15 protein-coding genes and 1 other RNA gene are annotated in these 15,819 nt (G+C 74.6%); 9 read left to right on the top strand and 7 right to left on the bottom strand.

All coding sequences use genetic code 11. The features are described from left to right. The first annotated feature begins 27 nt into the window (after positions 1-27). On the top strand, positions 28-828 hold the full coding sequence (locus tag KME66_RS25375; RefSeq protein WP_073218354.1) for an SDR family oxidoreductase: 801 nt from the start codon (positions 28-30) through the stop codon (positions 826-828). A 63-nt stretch (positions 829-891) separates the two neighbouring features. Continuing rightward, positions 892-1,746 (top strand): PhzF family phenazine biosynthesis protein, encoded by an 855-nt coding sequence (locus KME66_RS25370; protein WP_216326285.1) that lies wholly within the window; start codon positions 892-894, stop codon positions 1,744-1,746. Positions 1,747-2,197: 451 nt separating this feature from the next. Here the strand turns inward: KME66_RS25370 and KME66_RS25365 are convergent, their stop codons facing one another. Both KME66_RS25365 and KME66_RS25360 read right to left on the bottom strand, forming a co-directional pair. Further along, positions 2,198-3,220, bottom strand: a complete 1,023-nt coding sequence (locus KME66_RS25365) for a hypothetical protein (protein ID WP_216326282.1) — start codon at positions 3,218-3,220, stop codon at positions 2,198-2,200. A 127-nt stretch (positions 3,221-3,347) separates the two neighbouring features. Next, a complete protein-coding gene (locus tag KME66_RS25360; protein WP_073218846.1) occupies positions 3,348-3,938 on the bottom strand; it encodes a TetR/AcrR family transcriptional regulator in 591 nt (196 codons plus the stop codon). 332 nt (positions 3,939-4,270) lie between these two features. On the opposite strand from KME66_RS25360, the gene KME66_RS25355 reads away from it, so the two are divergent. The 3 genes from KME66_RS25355 to KME66_RS25345 all read left to right on the top strand — a co-directional run bounded on the left by KME66_RS25355 (position 4,271) and on the right by KME66_RS25345 (position 7,501). Then, positions 4,271-5,659, top strand: a complete 1,389-nt coding sequence (locus KME66_RS25355; RefSeq protein ID WP_216326279.1) for an MFS transporter — start codon at positions 4,271-4,273, stop codon at positions 5,657-5,659. 304 nt (positions 5,660-5,963) lie between these two features. After that, positions 5,964-6,518, top strand: coding sequence for a GNAT family N-acetyltransferase (locus tag KME66_RS25350; protein ID WP_216329624.1), 555 nt, complete (start codon positions 5,964-5,966; stop codon positions 6,516-6,518). 80 nt (positions 6,519-6,598) lie between these two features. Beyond that, entirely contained in the window at positions 6,599-7,501 is a 903-nt protein-coding gene (locus KME66_RS25345; protein WP_216326276.1) for a glycosyltransferase, read from the top strand. 407 nt (positions 7,502-7,908) lie between these two features. Here the strand turns inward: KME66_RS25345 and rnpB are convergent. Both rnpB and KME66_RS25335 read right to left on the bottom strand, forming a co-directional pair. Next, positions 7,909-8,316, bottom strand: an RNA gene (rnpB, locus tag KME66_RS25340) — RNase P RNA component class A. A 73-nt stretch (positions 8,317-8,389) separates the two neighbouring features. Then, positions 8,390-8,959 (bottom strand): Uma2 family endonuclease, encoded by a 570-nt coding sequence (locus tag KME66_RS25335; RefSeq protein WP_216329623.1) that lies wholly within the window; start codon positions 8,957-8,959, stop codon positions 8,390-8,392. Positions 8,960-9,138: 179 nt separating this feature from the next. On the opposite strand from KME66_RS25335, the gene KME66_RS25330 reads away from it, so the two are divergent. The 4 genes from KME66_RS25330 (at position 9,139) to eda (ending at position 12,484) form a co-directional block, all read left to right on the top strand. Further along, positions 9,139-9,888 (top strand): MerR family transcriptional regulator, encoded by a 750-nt coding sequence (locus KME66_RS25330; RefSeq protein ID WP_216326273.1) that lies wholly within the window; start codon positions 9,139-9,141, stop codon positions 9,886-9,888. Beyond that, the gene (locus KME66_RS25325; RefSeq protein WP_216326270.1) at positions 9,885-10,769 is read left to right on the top strand and encodes a hypothetical protein; all 885 of its coding nucleotides are present in this window, start codon (positions 9,885-9,887) and stop codon (positions 10,767-10,769) included. The genes KME66_RS25330 and KME66_RS25325 overlap by 4 nt, the downstream gene beginning before the upstream one ends. A 174-nt stretch (positions 10,770-10,943) precedes the next feature. Then, positions 10,944-11,744 (top strand): peroxide stress protein YaaA, encoded by an 801-nt coding sequence (gene yaaA / locus KME66_RS25320; protein WP_216326267.1) that lies wholly within the window; start codon positions 10,944-10,946, stop codon positions 11,742-11,744. A 74-nt stretch (positions 11,745-11,818) separates the two neighbouring features. After that, entirely contained in the window at positions 11,819-12,484 is a 666-nt protein-coding gene (gene eda / locus KME66_RS25315; RefSeq protein WP_073218385.1) for a bifunctional 4-hydroxy-2-oxoglutarate aldolase/2-dehydro-3-deoxy-phosphogluconate aldolase, read from the top strand. A 61-nt stretch (positions 12,485-12,545) separates the two neighbouring features. Here the strand turns inward: eda and KME66_RS25310 are convergent, their stop codons facing one another. From KME66_RS25310 to KME66_RS25300, 3 genes are read right to left on the bottom strand one after another with little or no spacing between them, the layout of a single operon-like run. Continuing rightward, positions 12,546-13,847 carry a bifunctional RNase H/acid phosphatase gene (locus KME66_RS25310; RefSeq protein ID WP_216326264.1) on the bottom strand — a complete coding sequence of 434 codons (1,302 nt, stop codon included), beginning with the start codon at positions 13,845-13,847 and terminating at the stop codon, positions 12,546-12,548. Further along, positions 13,844-14,590, bottom strand: coding sequence for a C4-type zinc ribbon domain-containing protein (locus KME66_RS25305; RefSeq protein ID WP_178378956.1), 747 nt, complete (start codon positions 14,588-14,590; stop codon positions 13,844-13,846). The genes KME66_RS25310 and KME66_RS25305 overlap by 4 nt, the downstream gene beginning before the upstream one ends. After that, positions 14,587-15,423: a Nif3-like dinuclear metal center hexameric protein gene (locus tag KME66_RS25300; protein WP_216326261.1), complete on the bottom strand. Its 837-nt coding sequence runs from the start codon at positions 15,421-15,423 to the stop codon at positions 14,587-14,589. The genes KME66_RS25305 and KME66_RS25300 overlap by 4 nt, the downstream gene beginning before the upstream one ends. Between the last annotated feature and the right edge of the window lie 396 nt (positions 15,424-15,819).

The following is a 15,819-nucleotide window of genomic DNA, read 5'->3' as shown; positions in this document are numbered from 1 at the left end:
CGGATCCGTCCCGTACGCTGCCGGGCCATGAACACTGAGCAGACAGAGCACGCCGGACGGGCCACGCGGACCGGGCGGGCCGGCCGCGGGGTCGCGGTCGTCACGGGGGCGGGGTCGGGGATCGGGCGGGCGGTCGCGCTCGCCCTCGCGAGCGGGGGGTGGTCGCTGGCGCTCGCGGGCCGGCGGGCCGAGCCGCTGGCGGAGACGGCGGCGGCGGCCGGGGACACCGAGGCGCTGTGCGTCACCACGGACGTGACGGACGCCGAGGAGGTGGCCGCGCTCTTCGCCGCCGTACGGGAACGGTTCGGCCGGCTGGACCTGCTGTTCAACAACGCGGGCACGTTCGGCCCCGGCGGTGTGCCGCTGGAGGACCTGGCCGTGGCGGACTGGCGGGCGGTCGTCGAGGTGAACCTGACGGGCGCGTTCCTGTGCGCGCAGGCGGCGTACCGGCTGATGAAGGAGCAGGACCCGCAGGGCGGCCGGATCATCAACAACGGCTCGATCTCGGCCCACGCACCGCGCCCGCACTCGATCGCGTACACCGCGACCAAGCACGCGGTCACCGGGCTGACGAAGTCACTGTCGCTGGACGGCCGCCCCTACCGGATCGCGTGCGGCCAGATCGACATCGGCAACGCGGCGACGGAGATGACCGAACGGATGCGGACCGGGATCCTCCAGGCCAACGGGGAGCTGGCGGTGGAGCCGGTGATGGCGGCGGCGGACGTGGCGCGGACGGTGCTGCACATGGCGGAGCTGCCGCTGGAGGCGAACGTCCAGTTCGCGACGGTGATGGCGACGAACATGCCGTACGTCGGGCGAGGCTGAGAGCGGAGGCTCGGCCCGGGGCGGGCCGGGAATGGCGGGGGCGGCGGCACGGTTGTCTGCTGCATGACACACGATCACCGGCCCGAGGTCCTGCGCTACACCGCCTTCTCGGCCGATCCCGCGGGCGGGAACCCCGCCGGGGTCGTCCTGGACGCCGCCGGACTGGACGAGGAGCGGATGCTCGCGATCGCCGCGGAGCTGGGCTACAGCGAGTCGGCGTTCCTGACGGAGCGGACCGGCGAAGGCGCGTACACGATCCGCTACTTCAGCCCGAAGGCCGAGGTGCCGTTCTGCGGCCACGCCACGGTCGCCACGGCCCTCGCGCTGGCCGAACGGGACGGACCGGGCGCGCTGGAGTTCACGACGCCCGCGGGTCCGGTCCCGGTCTCCGTCGTCCGGGAGGGCGGTACCCTCCTCGCCACCCTGACCAGCGTGGTGCCGCACGTCGAGGAGGCCGCGGCGGCCGACCTGGCGGAGGCGCTGGCGGCCCTGGACTGGGCGGCCGCTGATCTCGACCCGGCCCTGCCGCCCCGGATCGCCTACGCGGGGGCCCGGCACCTGGTGCTGGCCGCCGCCACCCGGGAGCGGCTGGCGGACCTGGACTACGACTTCGCGCGGCTGGAGGCGCTGATGCGGCGGCTCGACCTGACCACCCTGCAACTGGTGTGGCGCGAGGGCCCCGAGGTGTTCCACGTCCGGGATCCGTTCCCGGTGGGCGGGGTCGTCGAGGACCCGGCGACGGGCGCGGCCGCGGCGGCCTTCGGCGCGTACGCACGGGACCTGGGCCTCGCTCCGGAGGCTGCCGTGCTGACCCTGCACCAGGGTGCGGACATGGGCCGCCCCGGCACCCTCACGGTCGAACTGCGCGCCGGCGACCCCCGGATCCGGGTGAGCGGAACGGGCACCCGGATCGGCTGAACCCTGCGGCCGGTCCGCCGGCGGGTGGGCGGCTCCGGGGAGGCCGCTCCGGGGTACCCGGCAGGGGCGGGTCCGGGGTACGGGAGTGCGCCGGGAGGCGGCGGACCGGCGGGCTCCGGGAGGGGCGGGTCCGGGGTCCGGGGTTCCGAGGTACGGGGCCGGGAGCGCGCCGGAGCGAGACCCAGGCCCTCCGCGTACGGGCCGGGGAGCCCCCAGGAGCCGGACCAGGCCCTCCGCCTACCGGCCCGGGTGGGCCGAGGGGCGGACGGGCCGGGTGCCCGGACGGGCCGAAGGCTCGGACCGGTCGAAGGCCCGGACCGGCCGAAGGCCCGGACCGGCCGAAGGCCCGGACCGGCCGAAGGCTCGGACCGGCCGGGGGCCCGGGTGTGCCAGGGGCCCGGGTGCGTCAGGGGCCCGAGCGGCCCGAGGTCCGAGCGGCCCGGGGACCGGTTCAGCCGGTCGCGCTCCCGGCCGGGGAGACATGGGCGTACCAGCGCTCCGTCTCCTCCGGGTCGAGGGCGCGTTCCAGCAGGGCGTCACCCCGCATGCCTGGCAGGAAGCGGCCCGCGGGCCAGGTCCGCCGGTAGGACGGCTCGTCCAGGACCAGCAGCCGGGCGCCGTCGACGACGGGTATGTCGGCGGGGGCGCCCTCGTTCCAGATCAGTCCGCCGTCCGGCGCCACCAGGTCGAAGGAGCCCACCGTGTCCACCTGGCCGGGGGTCTCCCGGCAGACGGCGGCCTCCTGCGACGAGGGCGCGTGGCCCGCCACATGGCCACCGCCGATGAGCGCGTCGGCGAGCAGGGTGTGCAGCTGGAAGTTGTCCCCGATGCCGGAGATCCGCAGGAGGTAGCCGGTACCGCTCGCCCGGTGGAGGGCGACCAGCGGTTCGTCGTCCAGCACCAGGAGGGCGTGGGTGAGGGACTTCAGCTCGACGCCGGAGGCCCGCTCCACCGCACCGAGCAGCCGCAGCGCCTCGCCCCGGGAGCCGGCCTCCCGCCGTACGCCGGGGTCATTCAGCATCGCGACGGCGGCAGCCTCCCACTGGAAAAGCGTCACCCAGCCGACGGCCGCATCGGAGCCGGCCCGCTCCACGAGCTCCGGGCCCGGCTCGCCGCCGTCGGGGGCGGGAAACGCGCCGCCTCCGGTCGCGGCCCAGGCGTCGGCGAACGCCACGGCCTGCTCCAGAGCCCACCGCAGCCCGGCCAGCACCCCCGGGGCACAGCGTTCGGCATCCGCCCCACGCTCGACGCAGGCGCCGACGAGCACGGCGACCACGGCACGCGGGCCGGGCGGCGTCTGCTCCAGCAGGGCGGCGAGCCGCGGCCCGCCGTCCAGCAGCTCCGACTCCCTGGCCTGCCCGAAGGTCTCCTGCAACCGGACGAACGCCTTGCCGGACCGCTTGGCGTCCTGCGCCGACACCGCCGCCTCGAAGTCGGCGACGGCCCCCCTGAACCCGGCTTTACCGAATATCATCCCCCCACTTTATCGACGGCCCGTCGGATGCCACGAAGCCGGTCCCGCCCACGGGAAACCGGCCCCGCCACGGGCCCCCGCGCCCCTCACCGTACGAACGCCACCGCGCCCCTCACCGCCCGGACGCTCACGCTTCCCGCCGCACGAACACTCCCGCCCGCGCGGCGGCGACGGCCGCGTCGGCCGCCCGGTCGGCGGCTTCCTCGTCCAGTGGGGCACCGCTGGCGAGCAGCCGGTAGTACAGCGGCGCCGACACCGCCGCGATCACCTCGCCCGGGTCCGTACCCGCGGGCAGTTCCCCGCGTTCGACCGCCGCTCCGACGCAGCCGGACCACTCCCCGATCCGCACCGCGTAGAAGCGGTGGAGGGCCTCGGCGGTCCGCGCATCACAGGCGGCGGCCGCGATGACGGCCACGAAGAGAGCCCCTTGGCGGGGGTCGGTCAGCGTGCGGACCACGAGGCGGGCATTGGCCCGGAGGTCCTCGGCCAGGGATCCGGTGTCCGTACGCGGCAGCGACTGCTCCGCCATGTCCGTGAGCAGATCGGCGACCAGCCCGGCGGGGGCGGACCAGCGGCGGTAGACGGTCGTCTTGCCGACCTCGGCCCGCCGGGCGACGTCGGCCAGGTCGAGCCCGTCGAAGCCGTGCTCGACCAGGGCGTCACCCGCCGCACGCAGCACCGCCTCGCGCACCCGGGCGGTACGGCCGCCGGGACGCACGGTGCCGGGCTCCACCCCCTCGGCCCCCGCCCCTCGGGGGGCCGCACTCTCGGGCCCCGCGCCTTCGGGCCCCGTACCACCGGGCCCGGCACCACCGGACCCCGCACCACGGGTGTCGACGCCTTCAGCACCTTCCGAAGCCATAACGGTCCTCCAGTTCCATTAACAACGCCCTCCTGTTACGGTGACACCACCCTAACGGAACCACAGAACCGTTAAGCGTTTCCCGTGTTCAGGAAGGCACTCCTGCCATGCCCGCATCCAGTACCGCACCCTCCGGCCTCGGCCCCGCGCCGGACCCCGCGCCCGGCCGGTCCGCCACATCCCCCCGCATGTCCAGCCGCCAGAAACTCGTCCTGGCCCTGCTGCTCGGCTCCCAGTTCATGATCGCGGTGGATTTCTCGATCCTGAACGTGGCACTGCCCGTCGTCGGGGAAGGACTCGGCTTCTCCCTCGCCGGCCTCCAGTGGATCGCCACCTCCTTCGCCCTCGCCGCCGCCGGGTTCACCCTGCTCTTCGGCCGGGTCGCGGACCTCGTCGGCCGCAAGAACCTGTTCGTCGGGGGCATGGCCGTGCTCGGCCTCTCCTCCGTGCTCGGCGGCCTCGCCGCCTCGCCCGAGGTGCTGCTCACCGCCCGGGTGCTGCAGGGTCTGGCCACCGCGGCCGTCACCCCGGCCGGACTGGCGTTGCTGACCACCGCGTTCAAGGAGGGGCCGCTGCGCGAACGGGCGCTGGGCCTCAACGGGGCCCTGATGTCGGCCGGGTTCACCGCCGGGGCGATCCTCGGCGGGCTTCTGACGGACCTGCTCTCCTGGCGCTGGGCCTTCTTCGTCAACGTCCCCGTGGCGGCCCTGGTCGTGATGCTGGCTCCGTCGGTGATCACCGACTCCCGGCCGGAGCGACGCCCCCGGCTGGACGTGCCCGGCGCGGTCACCGTCACCGGAGGGCTGCTGCTCCTCGTCCTGGGACTGACCCGGGCCGGCGAGACCGGCTGGACCAGGCCGGCCACGCTGGCCGCGCTGGCCGCCGGAGCCGCCCTCCTGGCCGCGTTCGTCCGCATCGAGCAGCGAGCCGCCGCCCCGCTCGTGCCCGTCCGCGTCCTGAAGCGGCGCAGCGTCGTCTGGGGCAACACCGCCGGGCTGGTCGCCTTCGCCACCGAGACCTCGCTGGTCTTCCTGCTGACCCTCTACCTACAGGAGGTCCTGGGTTACTCCGCACTCGCCACCGGTCTCGCGTTCGGCGTGCTCGGCGCGGGCACGGTCGTCGGCGGGGTGCTCGGCGGACGGGCGGTGGGCCGCTTCGGCAACCGCCGCGCCATCGTCCTCGGCGGCACCGTCCAGGCGGCCGCCACCCTGTCCCTGGTGGCGCTCGGCACCTCCGGGGCCTGGATCTGGCTCCTCCTGGCGGCCACCTTCGTCGGGGGCGCCGGCAACATGCTGATGATCGTCGGCTTCATGGTGACGGCCACCTCGGGCCTGCCGGACGAGGAGCAGGGGCGGGCCACCGGGCTGGCCACCATGACACAGCAGGTGGGCATCGCCCTCGGCATTCCGGTGATGAGCGCGGTCGTGACCGCCCGGATGGGGGCCGCGAACGGGCCGGGCGCGGTACTGTCCGGCGTCTCCACCGCCATCCTGGTCAACTCCGCCCTGGTCCTGGCCGGGGCCGTACTGGCCGGATACTTCCTGGCGGGCGGTGCCCGGAGGCCGAAGGACGGGTGACGCCGAAGGACCGGTGGGGCCGGGGCGACCGGGAGCCTGTCCGGAGAGGACCGGCCCGGCCCGGCAAGCGGAACCGGATCGACAGCGGGAGGATACGGACATGGCTGCCCCCGAGCCTGCCCCCGGCACCGACCCCGACATCGGCCCCACCGCCGACACCCCGAGCACCCCCGGCGCCCTCGGCCCCACCGCCGACACCCCGAGCACCCCCCGTACCACCGCCGACACGCCGAGCACCCCAGGGCCCACCGCCGACCCGGCCCCCGATCCAGGCCCCGGCCCCGACCGGCTGACCGTTCCGAGCATGTCCGCGGGCCCGGATTTCGTGCTGCGCCCCTGGGAGATGAGCGACCTCCCGCTGGTCCGCGAGGCCTCGCTCGACCCGTACATCCCACTCATCACCACGGTCCCGGCCCCCTACTCCGAGGCGGCCGCCGAGGCGTTCGTACGCAGGCAGTGGGAGCGCGCGGCCACCGGCGCGGGCTACCCGTTCGCCATCGTGCGCTCCCGGGACCGGCGTCCGGTCGGCGCGATCGGGCTCTGGCTCCGCGAGCTCCCCGAGGGCCGCGCCTCCCTCGGTTACTGGCTCACCGCCTCCGCCCGCGGACAGGGGGTCGCGAGGGCCGCGCTGCGTACGGTGACGGGCTGGGCCCTGCGCGACCTCGGCGTACCGCGCCTCCAGCTCTACATCGAGCCGTGGAACACCGCCTCCGCCCGGATCGCCGAGGACATCGGCTTCCGGCGGGAGGGCCTGCTGCGCGGCTGGCAGCAGGTGGGCGACGAGCGACGGGACATGGCCGTGTACGCACTGCTGAACGACGACGGGCCGGTGGATGGCCGGGCGGTAACCGTGAACTGAACACCGAGGCGTTACGATCGCGGGCACCGCTGCCGACCAGCAGCCGGCCACCGGCAGCCGAGCTCCAGGAGTACCGAACCGTGTCCGCACCGCGCATCGGCGTATCCATCGTGACCATGGGAGACCGCCCGCAGGCGGTCGAGGCGCTGCTGGCGTCCGTGGCCATGCAGGACGTCCGGCCCACCCGGCTCGTGATCATCGGCAACGGCACGGCTCTCCCGGACTACGCCTCCGCCCCCGGCCTGGCGGACCTCGACGGCGGGGTGACCACCATCGAGCTGCCGGAGAACCTCGGCTGTCCGGGCGGCCGGAACGAGGGGCTGCGCAGGCTGGCCGAGATCGGCGACGTCGACGTGGTGATCGAGCTGGACGACGACGGGCTGCTGGTCGACAAGGACGTCTTCCGCCGGGTGCGGGACCACTTCGCGGCCGACGACCGGCTGGGCATCGTCGGCTTCCGGATCGCCGACGAGACCGGCGAGACGCAGCGACGCCATGTGCCGCGCCTGCGGGCGGGCGACCCGATGCGCGGCGGCCCGGTCACGGCGTTCCTGGGCGGCGGCCACGCGTTCTCGATGAGGATGCTGGCGGAGACGGGGCTGTGGCCCGCGGAGTTCTTCTTCACCCACGAGGAGACGGACCTGGCCTGGCGGGCGCTGGACGCCGGCTGGAAGGTGGAGTACGACCCCGCGCTGCTGCTCCAGCACCCGAAGACGAGCCCGGCCCGCCACGCGGTCTACTACCGGATGACGGCCCGCAACCGCGTCTGGCTGGCCCGCCGCAACCTGCCCCTCCCCCTGGTCCCCGCCTACCTCGGCACCTGGACGCTGCTCACCCTCGCCCGCACCCGCGACCCGAAGGGCCTGCGCGCCTGGGCGGGCGGCTTCGCCGAGGGGGTCCGCACACCGTGCGGGGAGCGGCACCCGATGCGCTGGTCCACGGTGTGGCGGATGACGCGGCTGGGCCGCCCGCCGGTCATCTGACCGCCGGGCTCACGGGCCCGTCGGCCGGACACCGACCGGCCCCGGCCCTCGGTCAGCGGTGACCGGTACGCCCATGGGCCTGTCGTCGAACGCCGCCTGCCGCGCTCCGGTTCCGGTCCGGCGGCCACGGCCCGCAGAACGTCGCCCAGGACCGTTCCGTCGTTCTCGCGGGAGTCCGCGTCCCGAGCCCGGGAGGCGATCTCGGCACCCAACGCACCGGCCCATCCGCAGTCGCCTGCCGAGACGCGCGAACGGATTTCCCTGCCGAGGGCGGAGATGTCGTCCGGGCCGGCCGAGGACAGGCCGCCCGGCGTCCGGGACGGTTCCGTATCCACCCCGAGGAACCCTGTTTCCCTTGGTACGCCGACGCCCCGGAGGAGCGTGCGGCGGCCGTGCCGGGTGGGCGGCAGACGAGTCGTGCTGTACGCCGGGTTCTGTCACCCGGTCGCCTCGCGGCGGCCGGGGAGACGGCCATCCATCTAGGGCCGGCATTGCTGCCGGCCTCGTGCGGTCTACCCGCGAACTCGGGCGAGCAGCCCTCGAACGTCCGCGCAGGGCCGTCCCGTTTCCGGCACGGCCCCTCTTGACCTTGCTCCGGGTGGGGTTTACCTAGCCGCCTGAGTCACCTCAGGCGCTGGTGGTCTCTTACACCACCGTTTCACCCTTACCCGCGACCGAAGTCCCGGGCGGTCTGCTTTCTGTGGCACTGTCCCGCGGGTCACCCCGGGTGGCCGTTAGCCACCACCCTGCTCTGTGGAGCCCGGACGTTCCTCGGGAGGATCCGGGGATCCCCACGCGGCCGTCCGCACGGCTCGTCTGCCGTGATCGCCATCCTACCGGGCTGTCCCGGCCGGCCGGTCCTCGGTGTCCCTCGCCCTTCGGCGGCCCTCAGCCGAAGTCACCGGTCTCCAGGTCGAAGGCGAAGGGCTCGGGAAGCGCCAGCGGTTTCCCGTACGGGATCGTGAGGTGCTGGCGGTAGTCGTCGCGCTCCGGGTCGCTGAACAGCGTCACCGAGCTGTCGTCCCGGTCGATGAGCAGATAGAGCGGAATGCTTCCGCGTGCGTAGCAGCGGCGCTTGGCCTCGCGGTCGGCCTGCGGTTTGGTGGAGGTGACCTCGACCACGAGGGCGACGCCCTCACAGGGCATCCAGGGGTCGGCGCCGCGGAAGAGGCGACGCTCGGTGGGGGCGAAGGTGCCGTCGGGGATGGCGTGGTTCTTGGGGCAACCGCCCCCGCTGCGGAGCTTCAGGCCCTTGTTACCGGAGAAATCCATGTCGGTGCGGGACTTCCTCAGCACCTGCTTCAGAACCAGGCTGATGTAGTCCTCGTGGTCCCCGTCCGGCGGCGGCGTCACGACAATCTCCCCCTCGATCAGTTCCGCCCGGAAGCCTTCCGGCGTGTCCAGGGCCAGGAAGCCCTCCAGAAGGACTTCTGCCTGCGTGAGCGGCTCGTGCGCCATGGCAGTCATGTCACGCTCCTTCCTCGGTCGCTCGCCAGACTGGGACATCAGGGGACCAGCCGTCCGTGAGATGGGAGTTCTTCCCCCGATCGTGGCACAGGAGCGCCCAGCGTGGACGAAAGCGCGGGAAGGAACGTGGCGCTTGACCTTGTCGCAGCGTCAACGTTTCTACTGGCCGCATGCGTATCGGAGAGATCGCCGCGCTCGTCGGAGTCACCTCCCGGGCCGTCCGGCACTACCACCACATCGGCCTGCTGCCCGAGCCCGCCCGGCGGGCCAACGGCTACCGGGCGTACACCGTCCGTGATGCCGTGCTGCTGGCCCGGATCCGGCGGCTGACCGAGATCGGGCTCTCGCTGGACGAGGTGCGGGACGTGCTCGCCGATGACGCGGGGCGGGAGCTGGGCGAGGTGCTCGCGGAGCTGGACGCCGATCTGGAGCGGCAGGAGCGGGAGATCCGGGAGCGGCGGCAGGTGCTGGCCGTGCTGCTGGAGGCGCCGCTCGCCTCGGGCGGGCCGCTCTCGCCCGCCCTGGCCGCACTCCTGGAGCGCGCGCCCGCCACCACGTCCCCGGCCGCCGCGAAGGACCGCGAGCATCTGGCGTTGCTGGACACGGTGGTCGACGAGGCCGGGGCCGCGGTGTTCGCGGCACTGCTGCCGCTGGCCGAGGACCCGGGCGTCATCGCGCTGTACGAGCGGCTCGACGCGCTGGAGGGGGCCGGGGTGGACGACCCGCGGATCGCGCCGCTGGCGGCCGAACTGGCCGCCGCCGTACCGGACGGGGTCCTGGCGGTCATCCCCGAAGGGGAACCGTCGGCGACGGGGTTCGGGCGGGTGCTGCTCGACGACTATCCGCCCGCGCAGCGCGCGGTCGTGCACCGGGTGATGGAGGAGCTGTCGGAGCGGGTGCGGAGGAGGGGATCGTCATGAGGGCACGGGTGATACGGGGGCTGCGGTGCGCGATGTGGGCGGTGCTGCCCGGGGAACTGGCCCTGGTGGTCTGCCTGGTCGCCGGGGTGCGGATACCCGGCGCCGTTCTGCTGGGCGCCGAGGCGCTGGTCGTGGGGATGCTCGCGCTGGAGGCGTACGTGATGTGGCCCCGGTACGCGGACCGGCGGCGGGCGGGCGACACACGGCGGGCGGCAGGGCTCGCGGCGGTGCGGGCGGTGGTGCCGGTCGCCCTGCGGCGGCTGATCGTCCACGAGTTCCGGGCGCTGCACAGCCTCGGGCTGTGGACGGTACGGCGCCGCCACCGGATTCCGGAGGAGTCCCGGCCGTTCTCGTACACCGAACCGCAGACCGGGATCATGGGGGTGTTCCTCCTCGTCACCGTCGTCGAGACCGTGGTGCTGGCCCTGGTGATCCCCTGGCCGCTGGTCCACGCGGTCCTGCTGGTGGTGGACGTGTACGGGATCGTCGTCGTCCTCGCCCTGCACGCCGCCTCGGTGACCCGGCCGCATCTCGTGGGGGCCGACGGTTCGCTGCGGCTGCGCTACGGGGCCCTGTTCGATCTCCGGGTGCCCGCCGCGTCCATCGCCTCCGCCCGGGTCGAGCGGCGCTTCCCGGACGGGGGTCCGGTCCGGGTCGACGAGGACGGGACGCTGGACCTGGCGGTGGGGAGCCGGACGAGCGTGACCGTGGAGCTGACGGGGCCGGTGGAGTTCGTGCGGCCGCTGGGGCGGTGCGGGAGTGCGCGGACGCTCCGGTTCCACGCGGACGATTCCCGGGCGGTCGTCGCCGCGCTCGCCGCTCCCGGGGGCCCGGCCCGGGGTGCTTCCCGAAGCCACCTCCCCGGGCCCCTCCCGGGGTGATCCCGAGGGCGCCCGGGAGGCCGCGGGCGGACCGCACCGACCGCGCGGGAGGATCGGCGCCGGGCCCCGCCGCCGTACCGGAGCCACCGCCGGGTCCCCGTACCCTTGCCGAGGACCCGGCGCGCCCGCACGCCCGCCGGTCCGCGCTCGCCGTACGTCAGAAGGAGAACCGCCGTGCTCGTGCTCTTGCCGCCCTCCGAGGGAAAGGCCGCCTCGGGGCGCGGGGCCTCGCTGAAGCCGGAGTCGCTGTCGCTGCCGGGGCTCGCCCCGGCCCGTGCGGCGGTCCTGGACGAGTTGGTCGAGCTGTGCCAGGCGGACGAGGAGAAGGCCCGTGAGGTGCTCGGGCTGAGCGTGGGTCTTGCGGGCGAGGTCGGCAAGAACGCGCAGCTGCGCACCGCCGGGACCCGCCCGGCCGGGGAGCTGTACACCGGCGTGCTGTACGACGCCCTCGGCCTGGCCACCCTGGAGACGGCCGCGCGGCGCCGGGCGGCCGCCTCACTGCTGGTCTTCTCGGGGCTGTGGGGCGCGGTCCGCATCGGTGACCGGATTCCGCCGTACCGCTGCTCGATGGGGGTGAAGCTGCCCGGTCTCGGCGGCCTCGGCGCGTACTGGCGCACCCCCATGGAGACCGTACTGCCCGAGGCCGCGGGCGACGGGCTCGTCCTGGACCTGCGGTCCTCCGCGTACACGGCGGCGTGGAAGCCGAAGGGCGAGGTGGCCTCGCGGACGGCGAGCGTACGGGTGCTCCAGTCGCAGATCGTCGACGGGGTGGAGAAGCGGTCCGTGGTGAGCCACTTCAACAAGGCGACCAAGGGCCGGCTGGTGCGCGACCTGCTGGTGGCCGGTGCGCGGCCCGAGGACCCGGCGCGGCTGGTGGAGGCGCTGCGCGACCTGGGCTACGTGGTGGAGGCCGAGGCCCCCGCGCGGGCCGGGCGGCCGTGGTCCCTGGACGTGGTGGTGACGGAGATCCACTGACCTCACCGGACGAAGCGTTGCATGATGCGCAACGCTCGTTGCGCATCATGACTCGCTCGCGGCAGGATGCCCCCATGACCTCCTCCGTGCCGCCCGTCACGCCCTCCGCCGCGCCCGGCCCCGGCGCCTCCGTGCTCGATCTCGCGCCCGTCGTCCCCGTCGTCGTCCTGCACGACGCCGCCGACGCGGTGCCGCTGGCACGGGCGCTGGTGGCGGGCGGGCTCCCGGCCATCGAGGTGACGCTGCGGACGCCCGCCGCGCTGGAGTCGATCCGGGCGGTGGCCGCCGAGGTGCCGGGCGCGGTGGTCGGCGCGGGCACGGTGATCTCGCCGGAGCACGTCCGCGAGACGGTGGCCGCCGGGGCCCGGTTCCTGGTCAGCCCGGGATGGACCGACACGCTGCTGGAGTCGATGAAGGCGTCCGGACTGCCGTTCCTGCCCGGGGTCTCGACCACCTCCGAGGTGGTGGCCCTCCTGGAGCGCGGAGTGCGGGAGATGAAGTTCTTCCCGGCCGAGGCGGCGGGCGGGACGGCCTACCTCAAGGCGCTGTCGGCGCCTCTCCCCCAGGCCCGTTTCTGCCCGACCGGCGGCATCTCGCCCGCCTCCGCGCCTTCCTATCTCGCACTGCCCAACGTCGGCTGTGTGGGAGGCAGTTGGATGGTCCCAGGCGATGCGGTGGCGGCGAAGGACTGGGACCGGGTGGCCCGCCTGGCGGCCGAGGCCGCGGCACTCGCCCCGTAGGCGCCGGCCCCGCGCCGGCACGCACGGACCCGCGGGAGGCCGGCTCCCGCGGGTCCGTCCGTCAGCGCAGGTGCGAGGCGTCGTTGAGCAGCCGCACGGAGGCGTTGCCGTCTCCGTAGTACGCGACCTCGGAGACCGAGGCCGCCGACAGCTCCATCCGGAACAGCGCCTCGGGCGGGGCCCCGAGGGCGAGCCGCACGAAGGTCTTGATCGGCGTCACGTGCGTGACCAGCAGGACCGTGCGGCCCGCGGAGCGGGCGACGAGCCGGTCCCGGGTGGCGGCGACCCGATCGGCGACCTCGCTGAAGCTCTCGCCGCCACCGGTCGGAGCGGTGTCCGGGGAGGCCAGCCAGGCGGTGAGGTCGTCGGCGTACCGCTCCCGCACCTCGGCGAAGGTCAGGCCCTCCCACGCACCGAAGTCCGTCTCGCGCAGGCCCTCCTCGATCCGGACGCCGAGGCCGAGGCGGGCGGCGACGACGGCGGCGGTCTCGCGGCAGCGGCGCAGCGGGGAGCTGACGATCTCCTGGACGGTGCCGAGGGCGGCGAAGTGCTCGGCGGCGCGCTCGGCCTGGCCGCGGCCGACGGCGGAGAGTTCGGGGTCCGTGCCGCCGCTGCCGGAGAACCGCTTCTCGGGCGTGAGGGCGGTCTCGCCGTGCCGGAGCAGGAGGAGCGTGGCGGGCGCGCCCAGGTCGGGGGCCGAACCCCAGCCGGTCTGCGGGGTTCCGGCCGACTGCCGCGGAGCGGAGCGGGCGTCCGCCGGTTCCGCGACCGGTTCCGCCGCGTCCTCGGGCAGGGGGAAGAGCGCGTCGGCGGCCGGGGAGTCCAGAAGGCCCGGGGCCGGGGAGTCCGAGGGGGCCGGGGAGTCCGAGGGGGCCGGGGCAGCGGCCGGGGAGTCCAGGGCGGCCGTCGAGGCGGATGCCTCCCACTGCCGGCCGTCGCGCCCCGCGTCCATCGCCTCGTTGGCGAGCCGGTCCGCGTGCTTGTTCTGCGCACGCGGGATCCATTCGTACGTCACCGAGGCCGGCGGCAGGATCGCGGCGGCCCGGGCCGCCAGCGGCTTCATGTCGGGGTGCTTGATCTTCCAGCGCCCCGACATCTGCTCGACCACCAGCTTGGAGTCCATCCGGACATGGACCCGCAGCGCGTCCCCCGCGTCCGGGAACAGCGCCTTCGCGGCCGCCAGGCCGGCGATCAGGCCCCGGTACTCGGCGACGTTGTTCGTCGCGACGCCGATGTACTCGGCGGCCTCGGCGAGGGGCTCCCCGGTGGCGGGGTCGATGACGACCGCACCGTAACCGGCGGGCCCCGGGTTGCCCCGGGAACCCCCGTCGGCCTCGACCACCACCTGGCGGGCGACGCTCATGACAGGCCCGACTCCGAGGTACGGACCAGGATGCGGTGGCAGTTCTCGCAGCGCAGAACCGTCTCGGGGGCGGCGGCCTTCACCTCGTTGACCTCGGCCATGTTCAGCTCGAGGCGGCAGCCCTCGCAGCGGCGCTGGTAGAGCCGGGCGGCACCGACCCCGCCCTGCTGGACGCGGAGCTTGTCGTACAGCTTCATCAGGTCGGCAGGGACGGCCTCGGCGACGACCTGGCGGTCCTTGGTCACCGTGGCGGCCTCGGCGTCGAGCTCGGCGGTGGCCGCGTCGCGGCGGGCGGTGGCGTCGTCGACCTTGGCCTGGACGGCGGAGACCCGCTCGGTCAGCTCGGCGACCCGCTCCTGGGCGGCCTCGCGGCGCTCCATGATCTCCAGGACGACGTCCTCCAGGTCGCCCTGGCGCTTGGCCAGCGAGGTGATCTCGCGCTGGAGGCTCTCCAGGTCCTTGGGCGAGGACACCGCACCGGAGTCCAGGCGCTGCTGGTCGCGGACGGCGCGCTGACGCACCTGGTCGACGTCCTGCTCGGCCTTGGTCTGCTCGCGGGCGGTGTCGCTCTCCTCGGTGGTGGAGGCGACCAGCAGGTCGCGCAGCTGCGCGAGGTCGCTGCTGAGCTGCTCGATCTCGGCGTGCTCCGGCAGCGAGGACCGCTTGTGGGAGAGCTGGGCGAGCCGGGTGTCGAGGGCCTGGACGTCGAGAAGTCGGATCTGGTCGGCGGGCGCGGCGTTCAGTTGGGGGCTCCAGAGGAATGGTGGGTGGTCCAGGGGTCGGTGACCTGCGTCGAGACATGGACCCGCAGGTCCCATCCGTGGCGGTCGGAAAGCGCTTCGAGCTGGGCCGCCGCCTGCTCGCACCAGGGCCATTCGGTGGCCCAGTGCGCGGCGTCGACGAGACCGAGCGGCGAGTGCTGCACCGCCTCGGACGCCGGGTGGTGGCGCAGGTCGGCGGTGAGGAAGGCGTCGACGCCCGCGGCGCGCACGGCGTCGAAGAGGCTGTCGCCGGAACCGCCGCTGACGGCGACGGTGCGCAGCCGCGCCTCCGGGTCGCCGGCCAGCCGGATGCCCTGCGCGGTGGCGGGGAGCCGGGCAGCGGCGCGCGCGGCGAAGGCGGCCAGGGTCTCGGGGCGGTCCAGCTCGCAGACCCGGCCGAGTCCGCGCCGCCCGTGCGGGTCGGTGGGGTCCGGTACGAGGGGTCCGGTGACCCGCAGGCCCAGGGCGCCGGCGAGGGCGTCGGAGACGCCGGGGTCGGCGGTGTCGGCGTTGGTGTGCGCGACGTGGAGGGCGATGTCGTGCTTGATGAGGGTGTGGACGACCTTGCCCTTGAAGGTGTCGGCGGCGACCGTCGTCGTCCCGCGCAGGTAGAGCGGGTGGTGGGTGACGATCAGCTGGGCGCCGAGCTCCAGGGCCTCGTCGGCGATCTCGCGGACGGGGTCGACGGCGAACAGCACCCGGTCGATCTCCGCGTCCGGGTCGCCGCAGACCGTCCCGACCGCGTCCCATCCCTCGGCCCGCTCGGGGGGCCAGAGGGCGTCGAGGGCGGCGATGACTTCAGACAGACGGGGCACGGGGGAAAGGCTACCTGTCCGGGGTGGTCCGCCGCCCCCGGCCGCCGGTCCGGTACGCGGGGACCGGCGGCCGGACACGCACCGTCACCTCACGGGGTCCGGGCGGAGGCTCCCCCGTCACCGGGACCGGGTGGAAGCGGTCCGTTTCCCAGGTCCGGAGGGACGGCAGCTCCCGGTCCGGAGGGACGGCAGTCCCCCGGTCCGGAAGGACGGCAGTCCCCCGGTCCGGAAGGACGGCAGTCCCCCGGTCCGGAAGGACGGCAGTCCCCCGGTCCGGAAGGACGGCAGTCCCCCGGTCCGGAAGGACGGCGGCCCCTTCCCCCGGTCCGGAAGGACGGCGGCCCCTTCCCCCGGTCCGGAGGGACGGCGGTCACTTCACCAGGTCCGGAGGTGCAG

Source organism: Streptomyces sp. YPW6 (genome assembly GCF_018866325.1).
In the GTDB taxonomy this organism is placed as follows: domain Bacteria; phylum Actinomycetota; class Actinomycetes; order Streptomycetales; family Streptomycetaceae; genus Streptomyces.
Note: the sequence above shows the minus strand (reverse complement) of the source record. Positions and strands in the feature narration are given on the sequence as shown.

Coding starts and splice junctions, on each gene's coding strand:
- KME66_RS25375 (WP_073218354.1), top strand. CDS start 28: ATGAACACTGAGCAGACAGAGCACGCCGGACGGGCCACGCGGACCGGG.
- KME66_RS25370 (WP_216326285.1), top strand. CDS start 892: ATGACACACGATCACCGGCCCGAGGTCCTGCGCTACACCGCCTTCTCG.
- KME66_RS25365 (WP_216326282.1), bottom strand. CDS start 3,220: ATGATATTCGGTAAAGCCGGGTTCAGGGGGGCCGTCGCCGACTTCGAG.
- KME66_RS25355 (WP_216326279.1), top strand. CDS start 4,271: ATGTCCAGCCGCCAGAAACTCGTCCTGGCCCTGCTGCTCGGCTCCCAG.
- KME66_RS25350 (WP_216329624.1), top strand. CDS start 5,964: ATGTCCGCGGGCCCGGATTTCGTGCTGCGCCCCTGGGAGATGAGCGAC.
- KME66_RS25335 (WP_216329623.1), bottom strand. CDS start 8,959: ATGGCGCACGAGCCGCTCACGCAGGCAGAAGTCCTTCTGGAGGGCTTC.
- KME66_RS25330 (WP_216326273.1), top strand. CDS start 9,139: ATGCGTATCGGAGAGATCGCCGCGCTCGTCGGAGTCACCTCCCGGGCC.
- KME66_RS25325 (WP_216326270.1), top strand. CDS start 9,885: ATGAGGGCACGGGTGATACGGGGGCTGCGGTGCGCGATGTGGGCGGTG.
- eda (WP_073218385.1), top strand. CDS start 11,819: ATGACCTCCTCCGTGCCGCCCGTCACGCCCTCCGCCGCGCCCGGCCCC.
- KME66_RS25310 (WP_216326264.1), bottom strand. CDS start 13,847: ATGAGCGTCGCCCGCCAGGTGGTGGTCGAGGCCGACGGGGGTTCCCGG.